Annotated in this window: 12 protein-coding genes; 9 read left to right on the plus strand and 3 right to left on the minus strand. The window is 37.6% G+C overall.

From position 1 onward, the window contains the following. Positions 1 to 339 precede the first annotated feature (339 nt). The 7 genes from COD92_RS12880 to COD92_RS12910 all read left to right on the plus strand — a co-directional run bounded on the left by COD92_RS12880 (position 340) and on the right by COD92_RS12910 (position 8,489). A complete protein-coding gene (locus COD92_RS12880; RefSeq protein ID WP_098531821.1) occupies positions 340 to 1,962 on the plus strand; it encodes an extracellular solute-binding protein in 1,623 nt (540 codons plus the stop codon). Between the two features lie 322 nt (positions 1,963 to 2,284). Continuing rightward, the gene (locus COD92_RS12885) at positions 2,285 to 3,178 is read left to right on the plus strand and encodes an ABC transporter permease (RefSeq protein ID WP_098531852.1); all 894 of its coding nucleotides are present in this window, start codon (positions 2,285 to 2,287) and stop codon (positions 3,176 to 3,178) included. A 114-nt stretch (positions 3,179 to 3,292) separates the two neighbouring features. After that, on the plus strand, positions 3,293 to 4,156 hold the full coding sequence (locus COD92_RS12890; RefSeq protein WP_480254375.1) for a carbohydrate ABC transporter permease: 864 nt from the start codon (positions 3,293 to 3,295) through the stop codon (positions 4,154 to 4,156). 109 nt (positions 4,157 to 4,265) lie between these two features. Further along, complete coding sequence (locus tag COD92_RS12895; protein ID WP_098531822.1) at positions 4,266 to 6,545, plus strand: glycoside hydrolase family 127 protein; 2,280 nt, start codon at positions 4,266 to 4,268, stop codon at positions 6,543 to 6,545. A 48-nt stretch (positions 6,546 to 6,593) separates the two neighbouring features. Then, entirely contained in the window at positions 6,594 to 7,235 is a 642-nt protein-coding gene (locus COD92_RS12900) for a YesL family protein (RefSeq protein ID WP_176541298.1), read from the plus strand. 140 nt (positions 7,236 to 7,375) lie between these two features. Beyond that, positions 7,376 to 8,089 carry a DsbA family protein gene (locus tag COD92_RS12905; RefSeq protein ID WP_098531824.1) on the plus strand — a complete coding sequence of 238 codons (714 nt, stop codon included), beginning with the start codon at positions 7,376 to 7,378 and terminating at the stop codon, positions 8,087 to 8,089. Beyond that, positions 8,082 to 8,489 carry a disulfide oxidoreductase gene (locus COD92_RS12910; RefSeq protein ID WP_098531825.1) on the plus strand — a complete coding sequence of 136 codons (408 nt, stop codon included), beginning with the start codon at positions 8,082 to 8,084 and terminating at the stop codon, positions 8,487 to 8,489. Before COD92_RS12905 ends, COD92_RS12910 begins: the two co-directional genes overlap by 8 nt. A gap of 70 nt (positions 8,490 to 8,559) precedes the next feature. Here COD92_RS12910 and COD92_RS12915 read toward each other — a convergent pair whose 3' ends face one another. From COD92_RS12915 to COD92_RS12925, 3 genes are all read right to left on the minus strand, one after another. Further along, on the minus strand, positions 8,560 to 8,643 hold the full coding sequence (locus tag COD92_RS12915; protein ID WP_098531826.1) for a YjcZ family sporulation protein: 84 nt from the start codon (positions 8,641 to 8,643) through the stop codon (positions 8,560 to 8,562). 140 nt (positions 8,644 to 8,783) lie between these two features. Then, positions 8,784 to 9,638 carry a hypothetical protein gene (locus COD92_RS12920; RefSeq protein WP_098531827.1) on the minus strand — a complete coding sequence of 285 codons (855 nt, stop codon included), beginning with the start codon at positions 9,636 to 9,638 and terminating at the stop codon, positions 8,784 to 8,786. A gap of 132 nt (positions 9,639 to 9,770) precedes the next feature. After that, positions 9,771 to 10,217, minus strand: coding sequence for a Dps family protein (locus tag COD92_RS12925; RefSeq protein ID WP_098531828.1), 447 nt, complete (start codon positions 10,215 to 10,217; stop codon positions 9,771 to 9,773). Between the two features lie 372 nt (positions 10,218 to 10,589). On the opposite strand from COD92_RS12925, the gene COD92_RS12930 reads away from it, so the two are divergent. Continuing rightward, positions 10,590 to 11,183 (plus strand): cell wall hydrolase, encoded by a 594-nt coding sequence (locus COD92_RS12930; protein WP_098531829.1) that lies wholly within the window; start codon positions 10,590 to 10,592, stop codon positions 11,181 to 11,183. Positions 11,184 to 11,529: 346 nt separating this feature from the next. Next, the gene (locus COD92_RS12935) at positions 11,530 to 12,882 is read left to right on the plus strand and encodes an APC family permease (protein ID WP_098531830.1); all 1,353 of its coding nucleotides are present in this window, start codon (positions 11,530 to 11,532) and stop codon (positions 12,880 to 12,882) included. Positions 12,883 to 13,179 lie beyond the last annotated feature (297 nt).

The following is a 13,179-nucleotide window of genomic DNA, read 5'->3' on the forward strand; positions in this document are numbered from 1 at the left end:
TGACAGTATATAGACCCAATGGTATTCTTAAATCAATAAATGTAAGTGTTTACAACACGATTGAGAGCGGAAGAAATAAAAAGACTATAATAGGGGAGGTATATTCAGGAAGTGAAGGATATCCACTATTAATGGAATAAAGACTGTTGACTTTAGTCAGGAAAGTCCATTTATTTGATCTGCTTTTGAAGAGCAATGACTCCGTGACGATGATTTTGAAAAGGATAACAGAAATACCAATTGTAGAGTTTTTTGTACAGGTAGTAATAGTTTTATATGGGCAATTCTACAAGAAAACATAAAGATTGTTTCTATAAATCATAGAAAAGGAGAAATCATATGAGAAAGAAAAAGTTTGTAAAAGGTTTTCTGGCACTGTCATTATCTGCCTCTGTATTAGCTGCTTGTTCCAATGATAAAGCATCTACTGAGGGAAAGGCAGCAAGCGGCGGTACAACAAAAGATGGTAAGGTACAATTAACGGCTCTTATTACAAAACATCCGTTAACACAAGATCTTTCAAAAATGGAATGGTTAAAAGAAGCAGAAAAACGTGCTGGTGTGGAAATTAAGTGGCAGCAGGTTACCGCTGACTGGGGGCAGAAAAAGGGGACCTTACTTGCCAGCGGCGATATTCCTGACTTAATTGTAGGACCAAACGCCATTACTGACGCAGACTATGTCCAGTATAATGGCTTATTTGAGGATTTATCTGATGATATGAAGAGTCTTCCAAATGTTGAGAAAATGTTTGAAGAAAAACCGGAAACAAAAGGAATTGCAACACAACTTGATGGGAACATTTATGGTCTTCCTAAGTACCAAAGATTCTGGCCGGGTACTGCAACAAGAATGTTTATTAACCAAAAATGGTTAGACAAAGTCGGGATGAAGATGCCGACAACATGGGATGAATTATATGATGTTTTGGTAGCGTTTAAGGAAAAAGATCCTAACGGCAATGGAAAACAAGATGAAATCCCAATGGACTTTGGAGCAAACTATGCCGGATTCTTTACACCTTCCATGCTACTTGGAAGCGAGGGAATTACTTTAACAGATGCCGCTCCTTTTGGTTACTTCGTGGAAAATGGCAAGGTCAAAAACTACCTTCAGGATGAGCGATACAAAAAATTAATTGAATTTTTGCACAAATGCTACGCAGCAGGCTTAATTAATAAGGAAGTATTCACTCAGGATTACACTAAATTCCAATCCGTTGCTCGTGGTACTGGGGATGTTGCAAAGGTTGGATTTAGCTGGGGCTGGGAAGTTACAGACCGATTTGGTAACCAATTGGCACCACAATATACATCAATGCCACAACTAAAAGTATCTGCTGATTCTACCGCTAAGTTATCTTGGGACTACGATTATAATGCATTAAACTATGGTGCAAACATGGTTTCGGTATCTGCGAAGAGTCAGCATAAAGATGCTGTATTGAAATTTATTAATGAATTGTATGATCCGAAAGTAAGTATGCAGGTGTTATTTGGTTCACTAGGCACCAATATTGCGGATAATGGGGACGGTACATACAAGGTATTACAGCCGCAAGATTCCAAAATGGATCCGGGTACATGGAAATGGACTTCTACTTGGGCAGATAACGGACCAATGTATATTTCCGATGATTTAAAATTAACTCTTGGAACTGATATGCAATCTGTGGGAAAACAAACGGAACCTCTAGATCCTGTTTTAAATTCAATCGATAAGAATAAAGACCTTCTGCCTAGTATGTTTATGAAATACAGTAAAGAGGACAATTCCAAATTAAGTTTAAACAATACGAACCTTGATACCTTAGCCAAAGCAAAATTTTCACAATGGATTACTAAAGGCGGTATTGAAAAAGAGTGGGATAGCTATTTGAAAAATGTCAAGAAGACCGGTTTAGAAGAAAATCTTAAAATTATGCAAAAAAACTACGACAAATATATGAGCAGTCAAAAGTAAATATTTATAGGAAGATGCTATATCACCCTGGGAGTGGTGTAGCATCTTTTTAAAATCGGCTCTGTTAAACGACATTGTTGTTTTTATACTCTTTTGATTGGAGCGGAAGGCGCTCGACTCCTGCGGGAGTATGGGGCCGAGGAGGCTCCCCGGCACGCCCGCGGAAAGTGTGCTTCTTTCGCTGCAATCAACAACCAAATTTAACAGAGCCTTAAAATAAAGGAGGTATCAGTTTGTGGCCTTTTTGAACCCCGAAACCAAGAAAATCAGTGAAAAAATACAGAGTGTTCCAAGTACACAGTTATCAAGGAAATCTAGCTTAATGAATGCCTTAAAACGAGACTATCAATTATGGATTATGATCCTGCCAGCTATTGCGGTTATCATTATTTTTAACTATATCCCCATGTATGGGATCCAGTTAGCCTTCCGTGATTTTGATTTTTCAAAGGGGCTCACGGGTGGGGAATGGCGGGGATTCTATTACTTTGACCAATTCATCCATAATTACGCTTTCAAGGATTTAATGACAAATACGGTTTTTATTAGTTTAGCATCCATAATCCTAGGGTTTCCTGCCCCGATTATTTTAGCTTTGATTATTAATCAGGTGGTTTGGAAGAAGTCAAAGAAAACCTTACAAACGACTGTATACTTGCCGCACTTTATCTCAACGGTAGTTATGGTAGGTTTGTTAAATGTTTTATTGTCTCCTAATACCGGTATTATTGGACATTTAATGAATTCAATCGGCCTTGGGGATATCGATTTATTAGGGTCAACTAAGGCGTTTATTCCTGTCTATGTACTTTCTGATATATGGCAGCATTGTGGCTGGAACAGTATTATCTATTTGGCAGCCCTATCAAGTGTAGATCCTCAATTATATGACTCTGCTAAAATTGATGGAGCAAGCAGATGGCAAACGATTCGGTATGTCGATCTGCCCGCTATTATTCCTACCATGATTATCCTCTTTATTCTTAGTATGGGGAATGTTCTGAACACAGGATTCGAAAAAGTCTTTTTAATGCAAAATCCATTGAATCTTCCAGTATCTGAGGTTATCGCAACCTATGTCTATAAGATTGGTATTATTTCTAACCAATTTAGTTATTCTGCAGCCATCGGATTATTTAATACTCTGATAAATTTTATTTTCTTAATAGGCATGAATTTTATTGCCAAGAGGTTCTCCAATATCAGCCTGTGGTAATCTTTTAATTCGTTTCAAAAATTGAGCATAATTGGGAATCATCAAATGGCAAACTAACCCCAGTGAGGAGGAAAAGTCGTGGGGATTTTTAAAAAAGGTAAATCCACTTCAGATATCATTTTTGATTCTATCATCTTGGTATTATCTGCTTGTGTATTTTTAATCATTGCTTATCCGTTGTATTTTGTTGTTATTGCCTCTGTCAGTGATTCTACACTTGTTTCAACTGGTCAAGTAACCCTTTTTCCGAAAGGTTTTAGTTTGTTTGGATATAAGGAAATCTTTCATGATTCAAGAATTTGGGTGGGTTACAAGAATACCATTATTTACACAGTACTAGGAACGTTTGTTAATTTATTGTTTACCTTGCCAGCAGCCTATGTTCTATCAAGACAGGAATTCAAAGCAAGACGTGTCATCATGATTATTTTCATCATTACTATGTTTTTCAATGGGGGATTAATTCCAACCTATTTGTTAATGAAAGACTTACATATGACAAATACGATGTGGGTTTTTATCATCCCATTCTCTGTTAATGTATTTAACCTTATTATCACACGAACGTTTTTTGAATCTTCGCTGCCAAAAGAGCTGTTTGAGGCAGCACAAATGGATGGTTGTACCCATTTTCAATTTTTTGGAAAGGTTGCCTTACCTCTATCAAAAGCGGTTATTTCAGTTGTCGGACTTTATTATTTAGTTGGGCACTGGAATGACTTCTTTACAGGACTTGTGTACATCCGTGATTACAGTTTGCAGCCGCTTCAAATTGTCCTTAGAGATATTCTTGTGTCCAACCAAGTCTTCTCTGAAGGTGCAGGATCTGGTGGGGCTGCAGGCGGATACGCCCAAAAATATGCAGACCAAGTGAAATATGCTGTTATTATTGTTTCTACTCTACCAATATTACTTGTTTATCCATTTATCCAAAAGTATTTTGAAAAGGGCGTAATGATCGGTTCTGTAAAGGGATGAGACAGAGGTTTAACAAGCACTTGATCAGCATATTGTTATCGTATAGCTATCGATTCTATCGATAGCTATACAATTACTATTCTATTTAGACCCTGAAGGAGAATACATAATGCAAAACGTTACATTATTAGATGGTATTTTTAAAGAGTCACAAGAAAAGGGTAAGGGGTATTTGATTTATCTCGATGTTGATCGTCTGATGGCCCCTTGTTATGAAGCAGTTTCACAAACTTCTAAAAAGCCTCGTTACGGCGGCTGGGAATCGACGCCGATAAGTGGCCATTCGATTGGTCATTGGCTTTCAGCAGCAGCTACAATGTATGCCGTAACAAGAGATGAAGTATTATTAAGTAAAATGGAGTATGCAGTGAATGAACTAGCCTATGTACAAAGCCTTGATGAACATGGATATGTCAGTGGTTTCCCGCGAACATATTTCGATAAGGTTTTCACAGGGGATTTTGAGGTGGAGAATTTTAGTTTAGCTGGCGGATGGGTCCCTTGGTATAGCATTCATAAGATTTATGCTGGACTTATTGATGTTTATACGCTAACAGGTAATCAAAAAGCGCTTGACGTTGTTACTAAGCTGGCAGATTGGGCCAAAAAAGGGACGGACAATCTTAGTGATGAGCAGTTCCAACGGATGCTTATTTGCGAACATGGTGGTATGAATGAGGCAATGGCCGATCTCTATACCATTACTAAAAATGAAGATTATTTAAAGCTTGCGATCAGATTTTGCCACAATGCAATCTTGGAGCCTCTTTCAAGAGATGTGGACGAACTAGAAGGAAAACATGCCAATACACAAATTCCAAAAGTAATTGGGGCGGCTTCGCTATATGAGATTACTGGGAATGAGGAGTACAAGAACATGGCGGAGTTCTTCTGGAATGAAGTAACCAAAAACCGTTCTTATATTATTGGCGGAAATAGTATTGGAGAACATTTTGGTCCTATTAATAAGGAAACACTTGGGATCACAACTGCAGAGACTTGTAATACCTACAATATGTTGAAACTTACAGAGCACTTATTCGCTTGGGATCATAAGAGTGAATATATGGATTACTATGAAAGGGCCCTATACAATCATATCCTTGCCTCACAGGACCCTGAATCCGGAATGAAGACCTATTTTGTAAGTACACAGCCAGGTCATTTTAAAATCTATTGTTCACACGATAATTCTTTCTGGTGCTGCACGGGGACAGGAATGGAAAATCCTGCTCGTTATACAAGAAATATTTTCTATAAAGATCATGAAGATTTATATGTTAATTTATTCATTTCTTCTGAACTAGTAATAGAAGAAAAGAAGATAAAACTAAAACAAGAAACAGATTTCCCAAGGTCAAATCATGTGCGGGTATCTTTTGAAGAAGCGAAAGACGCATCCCTAAATGTCCATATCCGGGTTCCATATTGGGTGAATGGAGACATAGCCCTCTCGGTTAATGGTGTTAAAGTAGATGCTACTGCAAAAAATGGTTATCTTGTGATAGGGGGAAATTGGAGTGCAGGAGATACGATTGAATTTTCACTTCCAATTGGTCTTCATACTTATACCGCTAAAGATAATCCAACAAAAGTTGGAATTATGTACGGGCCGGTAGTATTGGCCGGGGCACTGGGCAAAGAGAACTTCCCAGAAACCGATATCTTAGAAGATCACTTAAAATTAAATAACTATCCATTAATAGATGTGCCAAGTCTGGTTGCTGACAAAGAAAATTTGACTGACTGGATTAAGCCTGTTGAGGGAGAACCATTGGTGTTTGAAACTACAGAAGTCGGCCAGCCTGGTAATAGGAAAGTGAGCCTTATTCCGTTTTACGATCTGCATCATCAGCGTTATACCTTATATTGGAATCTAATGGATGAAGAAGCCTATAAAACGTTTGTAGATAAAGAAAAAGAGGAACTTGAAAGGTTAAGAGCAATTACTGTGGATGTGGTGCAGCCAGGTGAACAGCAGCCTGAGATTGAACATGGTGTACAAAGCAGCAATTCTAACACAGGTTATTTTAACGAGGTAGAAAGATCATGGCGCGACAGCCGCGGTGAAGGATTTTTCAGTTATCAAATGCAAGTGGAGCCAGAAAAGCAAATGTATTTGCAAGTAACTTATTTTGGTAGGGATAAGACGCTCTTTACAGAGGGTAAAATTTTTAAACGTGAATTTGCTATTCTTATTGATGGTCAATTAATTGCTACTCAAAAACTTGAGGGAAATCATGCCGATGGCCTTGTTGATATGTACTATGAGATTCCCTTAAGTTTGACAAAAGAAAAGCAAAAAGTAGAAGTTAAATTCCAATCTAGTGCAGGAAATGCAGCAGGCGGGGTCTATGGGGTTAGAACGGTAAACTCTAACTTGTCTTAAAAGTAGGAGAATCAATATAAAAACTTTTAATAGAATTGGGTGGTAGAATTGAATATATTAGATACCAGATTTTACGCGGTAGTTGATCGATTTTCCAATCTTTTTATATTAAATATCTTTTGGATTCTTTCTTGCCTTCCCATTGTTACCATAGTACCTGCAACAACAGCCATGTTTAGTGTTGTCCGGCAATGGCAGCTGCATCAGGATACGAGTGTAGTTAGAAATTACTTCAGATACTTTAGAGAAAACTTTAAACATAGTTTTATCATCGGCCTAATCTGGATGGCCATTTCCTTATTATTGTATTTCAATTATTTTTATCTAAATCAAGACCAAACTGGGGCCAGATTCATTATATTGGTGCCTTTATTATTAATAAGCCTATTGTTTACAGGTACTTCAGCCTATTTGTTTTCAGTCATGTCCCATTATGAAATAACTTGGAAGCGAGCCATTACCAGTTCCTTTTTTATGGCGATTGCAAACTTTCCAATTACCTTATTCATTATTGGGGTGTTTGTCCTACTTGTAGTTGTATTAATGTACCTGCCTGTTTTTACTTTAATTCTGTTTAGTATTGGAGCATATATTAATTTTTCCCTGTGTAACCGTGTCTTTCAAAAAATGGAGCTTTCCGGTGTTAGTGATCATTTGTCTAAAATGAGTAAAAAAAATAAGCCCCTATAGAAAAGAAGCATTCGCCATATGACGAATGCTTCTTTTCATTTGTGGAGTCAAACTGTTTTATTTGCATTATCGTTTTAGTTTAGTAAAATTTAATGGTATAGGATGTTAAAAGTAGTAGTGAAAGATAAAGGAGTTTATATATGGCTAATAAAAAGAAAAACGAGAAAAGTGGAAGTAATTCATCAGCAAAGTTTACCTTTTGGGTGATTGGACTAGTGGTGGTCTGTCTTGCAGCGTTTATATTTTTTGGTAATCATAACAAAAAACAAGAAACGTCGGAAGTAAGTAAAATTGATTATACGAATCAGCCTTATCTTGGAGAAAAGACCGCACCAGTATCGATTATTGAATTTGGCGATTATAAATGTCCAAATTGTAAGAACTTTGCCACCAATGTGGTACCTGTTATTGAAAAAGAGTTGGTTGACACCGGAAAAGCTAAATTTTATTTTATGAACGATTCCTTCATTAATACAGATTCGATTCGTTCCGCTAAATTCGCTGAATCGGTCTTTAAGGAATTGGGGAATAAGACATTTTGGAAATTCCATGAACTCCTTTATAAAAAACAACCAGAGGATTCAAAATATGAGAAAATGGATGTGTTTACCGAAGAATTCTTAACTAGTACGTTGAAAGAGGTAGCTAGTGACGCAGAAGTAGAAAAGGTTGTGAAAAACTTCCAGGCAAAAGGTTCTGAGGATGACTGGCAAAAGGATATGGATTACGCTGAAAAATTGGGTGTAACAGGTACCCCAACCATTTTTGTCAATGGGGAAATGTTTAAAGGTCAAACCATTGATGACTTGAAGAAAATGGTAGATGAAGCGGCAAAGGGGAGCAAGAATGAATAAGCCTTTGCTGCTTGCATGGCTTGCTGCGATTATTGCTACACTTGGCAGTCTATATTTTAGCGAAGTCATGCACTTCATCCCTTGTATGCTTTGCTGGTACCAAAGAATCTTTATGTATCCGTTAGCCATTATTTTGGGCATCGCCTTTTATCGTAATGACCAAGGAATTTATCGGTATGTTCTTCCACTATCCATTATTGGGATGCTTATTTCAGGATATCATACGCTATTGCAAAAGCTCCCGTATTTACAGCAATTTGAAATGTGTACAACCGGTGTACCCTGTTCCAAGGATTACATAAACTGGCTTGGGTTTATTACAATTCCGTTGTTGGCGTTTATTGCTTTTACGATTATAACTGTCAGCTTACTAATTCTTGCCCGCAGGCAAAGAGCTTAATGGAATAATAAAAAGGAGCGAAAAAATTATTTTTTTCGCTCCTTTTTTCTTAGAAGGTTTTAATCAAAAATTAGTACATCCAAGATGCACCGATGATGATTAAAAGAATGAACAATACAACGATTAACGCGAAGCTGTTATTGTGTCCGCTCATAGTAATCCACCTCCTTTGTCGATGTATTATAAGTTATGTAGAAGCAAGATAAGTTGAAATGGACAAGTGCATAGAAATAGAAATTTTAACAATAAAAAGGCTGGCCCTAAATAGATTGGGTCAGCCTTTAGTGTATTTTTCTAATTCATTGCGTCATAGACAGTCTTCGTTTGTTTGTTCACGCCATACCAACCCCAAGTAGCAGTGTGACCTTCTCCTGTGCTGGGATTATCAATGACAAATTCATAAACTTTGATTATATAATCACCGTTTTCTGCATCATGATAATAAACAATTTTTACGTTTTGGTTGGATTTAATTTTAAGATGTTCTTTAACAAGCTGCACAGCCTGCTCGCTGGTAAGCGGTTTGCTTGCCTCTGCTTGTTTCTGCTTTTCCTCAGTTTCTTTTTGTTTTGCTTCTTCTTGTTGCGCTTGTTTTTCCTGCACTAAGGCAGTTTCCTTTTTCGTTGCTTCGGTTAAAAGCTCTGAAGCATCTTTGGACATTAATTCGAGGTCACTGACTTCAGGTAAGTCAGTTGTTTCGGTGATTCCCTTAAATACTTCCGCGGCTTGATCGTACTGCCCGCCCTCAAACAGTGTTTTCCCTTTGACCATTTGTTCCTTCATCGTTTCCGAAACTGTTTTTGCTCGTTTAACCTCAGCTAAAAGTGTATTGGCTTGTTTCTCAATTTTTGCACTTGAATTTTTCATAGCTTTATCTTTTAACAGTTTTTGAATCGAATCAATCGCAGTGTCAAATTCTCCATCATGATAGAGTTGTTGGCTGTCTACTAATGTCTTAGCGATATGAAGATAGTTTTGTGCATCTTGTGTGTCTTTTTCTTCTATTGCATTTTCAAGTTTATTGATCGCCTGAACATAGTCTCCCTTTTCTAGTGCTGCTTTTCCGGCGTCCATACTTTCGGTGTACGCTTTTGGTGTACAGGCAGCAAGAATAAGTGCCGTTAGAATAAGAAGGATGATACGTTTCATAGATATTCCCCCAGTAAATCCTTGAATTGTGTATTTAAAATTGTACAGTTTACGACAGATTCTGACAATAGGGGACCTATTATAAATAAGAATAGAAAAAAGTCCAACAGTTTAACTGTTGGACTCATAGCTTTAAATGGATTTCCCTAGGAATGCGTTCAGCATCCATACATGTTTTTCTAATCCGGAATGAATAGCAAGGAGCATATCTCCGGTTGTTTCGTCATCTAATTGTCCAGCAAGGCTCATGCCTTCCTTTAGTTCTCCAATAATAATCGAGAAGTCATTAATGATGGATTGAACCATTTCTTCGGCAGGTTCGCTGCCAGATGCTTCACGAATCGAGGATAGTTCTAGGCATTCTTTCATTGTTGCAACAGGATTACCTCCAATGGCCAGTAACCGCTCTGCTAATTCATCCACATGAAGGCCTGCTTCATTATAGAATTCTTCAAACTTAGCGTGCAGCGTAAAGAATTGCCCGCCTTTTACGTACCAATGATAGTTATGTAACTTCATATACAATACAGACCAATTGGCAATTTGCTTATTTAGGACGTTCACTAACTGATTTTCCACTATATAAATCCTCCTTCAATATGGCTTCACTATTATTATTACCAAAACTAAAAAGAAAATCCTGCCAATTCCAATAGTTTTGATGGCAATTTTGTGAAAAAGTTACTCTAAATAGGCTTTTATACAGAATTCCTTTTAATATGGTTTGTTACAGCTTGAAATCTTTGTAAAGATAGGTCCATCTTTTTCCTTAGTTAGATATTATTTGATAATTTTTTACGATGGATAAATTTAACTAATTATAGTTTACTTGTTTTGTAGCAAGGGTTAGAAGGGTTGATATTAAATTACCAAACTTTGGGCAATGAACGAGTATATTACATCTGATAGCCTGTTAGTAGACCAAAAACGACTACTAGGAGGAACAAATACATGAAAAAGTTAAAGAAACTAATAGTAGCCGCTGGATTAATGTTATCAATTTCAGCATTTACTTTAACAAATCAAACTGAGGCAGCAACCACTCACAAAGTACAATATGGTGAGACATACTGGAAAATAGCAAAAGGATTCGGTATTCCTGTTAATAGCGTAATGAATACAAATAATAGTAAACCACTTATAGCAGGTCAATATATGACATTACCAAACTCTCCATACACGGCAGCAGAGAAGGACTTAATGGCCCGTCTAGTTCGTGCAGAGGCAGTTGGCGAACCATATGCAGGGAAAGTCGCGGTTGCGACAGTTATTATTAATAGAGTAAGAAGTGCTGATTTTCCGAACACTGTAAATGGGGTAATCTATCAAATTGCTAATGGACATTATGCATTTACTCCAGTAGCAAACGGAACAATTAACCAGCCAGCTGATGCTGCTTCTAAAAAAGCGGTAAATGAAGCAATCGCTCTAACTGGAAAAGGAAATGGATCTTTATTCTTCTACAACCCTAAAACGTCAACAAGTTCATGGATTACTTCACGTCCTGTAACTGTTACGATTGGAAACCACAGGTTCGCACGATAATTAGTATCTCAAACCAGATATCAATTATTCTAAAAAGGCAGCAAAATTCACTAAATGAATTTTGCTGCCTTTTTATTTATGCAATAAAGGTTAGGTTATGCAAAACTACATAATACAGGATTATTTTTATAAACAAAATAAACGTAAGTGGTTATTTATTTAAAATGAAGGGTTGGCACAATAATTGCATTATTCAAAATAATAAGTAATTTATTTAAAATGACAGGAGGGAGAGTTGAACGGGAGAATAATGGACCCTTAAAGTCCATTATATGAAAAAAATAAAACACCTTGAATTGATTGATTATTTGCAAAAGATTAATTAGGAAAAGGAGAGTTGATAAAATTGGAGAATACCACTCTAAAACGTTCCCTTGGATTATGGGCAATTGTCATGCTTGGACTTGGTTATATGACACCAACGATTGTGTTTGATACCTTTGGAATCGTGTCTGACGAGACGAATGGCGTTGTTCCACTCGCGTATCTTGCAGCATTGGTTGTGATGTTATTTACAGCAATTAGTTACGGTAAAATGGTAAGCGTTTTCCCTAGCGCCGGATCTGCCTATACGTATACACGGGAAACCATGAGCCCCCATCTAGGTTTTCTTGTAGGATGGTCCGCCTTACTTGATTATATCTTGCTTCCAATGGTAAATGCATTAATTATTAGAATTTATATGGTATCCGTGTTCCCTAACGTTCCTGCTTGGATTTGGGTTGTTGTTTATGTGTCGATTGTCACTGCACTCAATGCCTGGAGTATGGGGAAAACCTCAAGTTTAAATGCCCTACTGGTTATTTTTGAAGTGGTGTTAATCGGTGCCTTTATTGTGCTTGGCTTTGTCCAGCTTTCGAAAGGAATGGGGCAGGGGACCATTTTTACAACTCAACCTTTATTTCATTCAAATGTCCATCTTGGAGCAGTTTTGACAGGCGCAACAGTTGTTTGTTTTTCCTTCATTGGGTTTGACGCAGTTACCATGTATGCAGAAGAAGCAATTGACCAAAGGATAATGCCCAAAGCGATTATGTTGACGGTCTTTATTGGTGGGGCAATCTTCTTTATTTGTAGTTATTTCGCGCAAGCCCTATTCCCTGATGTTTCAGGTTTTAAGGTTACCGATGATACGTTACCTGAAATAGGCTTGTATGTTGGTGGGACCATCTTTAAACTAATCTTCCTTTCCGGTGCTTTTGCGGCAACAGTAGCTTCCGGACTTGCTTCCCATGCCAGTGTATCGAGGCTTTTATATGTAATGGGACGCAACGGTGTATTGCCGAAAAAAACCTTTGGCTATGTCCACCCAAAATTCCGAACCCCTGTTTTTAATGTCATCCTAGTTGGAGTGGTTTCTTTGCTGGCCATCGCCCCAAGTTTAGAATTAATCTCTTCCTTCATCAATTTTGGTGCACTAATTGCTTTTACCTTTGTTAACCTATCCGTAATCGCCCACTTTATTTTCAAACAAAAGAGATATAAAACAGTTAAAGATATTTTTTCTTACCTAATCATGCCTATTCTTGGGGCAGGATTAACAGGGATCTTATGGTATAACCTGCAAGCGGATGCTTTAATTGGAGGGCTTGTTTGGGTAGGTGTTGGAATTATTTATATGCTTTTCCAAACAAAATTTTTTACCATCAAAATTGCCGATTTAAGTCTTGATGAGGCTGAAAGGACCTCCTCTTTATAAATATCGTTCCCTCGTTTCCTGAACATCAAAACATTTTACACGCATTCCAATCGCGAGTGCGTTATTTTTTTTAAAAGTTGGCGCTGTTAAATTTGGCTGTTGATTTCCGCTCCAGGCGCTCGCTTTCCGCGGGCGTGCAGGGGAGCCTCCTCGGCGCATTAGCGCCTGCGGGGTCTCCCCTGCCCCGTACTCCCGCAGGAGTCGAGCACCTTCCGCTCCAATCAACAGAGTATAAAAAACAACAATTTCGTTTAACAGAGACTAAAAGTTATAAAAAATGACATGGATTTATGCGTT

Source organism: Bacillus sp. AFS037270 (assembly GCF_002585305.1).

Bases quoted from the DNA above. Each gene is read 5' to 3' on its own strand.
- COD92_RS12880 (WP_098531821.1), top strand. From the start codon at position 340: ATGAGAAAGAAAAAGTTTGTAAAAGGTTTTCTGGCACTGTCATTATCT.
- COD92_RS12885 (WP_098531852.1), top strand. From the start codon at position 2,285: ATGAATGCCTTAAAACGAGACTATCAATTATGGATTATGATCCTGCCA.
- COD92_RS12895 (WP_098531822.1), top strand. From the start codon at position 4,266: ATGCAAAACGTTACATTATTAGATGGTATTTTTAAAGAGTCACAAGAA.
- COD92_RS12905 (WP_098531824.1), top strand. From the start codon at position 7,376: ATGGCTAATAAAAAGAAAAACGAGAAAAGTGGAAGTAATTCATCAGCA.
- COD92_RS12910 (WP_098531825.1), top strand. From the start codon at position 8,082: ATGAATAAGCCTTTGCTGCTTGCATGGCTTGCTGCGATTATTGCTACA.
- COD92_RS12915 (WP_098531826.1), bottom strand. From the start codon at position 8,643: ATGAGCGGACACAATAACAGCTTCGCGTTAATCGTTGTATTGTTCATT.
- COD92_RS12920 (WP_098531827.1), bottom strand. From the start codon at position 9,638: ATGAAACGTATCATCCTTCTTATTCTAACGGCACTTATTCTTGCTGCC.
- COD92_RS12930 (WP_098531829.1), top strand. From the start codon at position 10,590: ATGAAAAAGTTAAAGAAACTAATAGTAGCCGCTGGATTAATGTTATCA.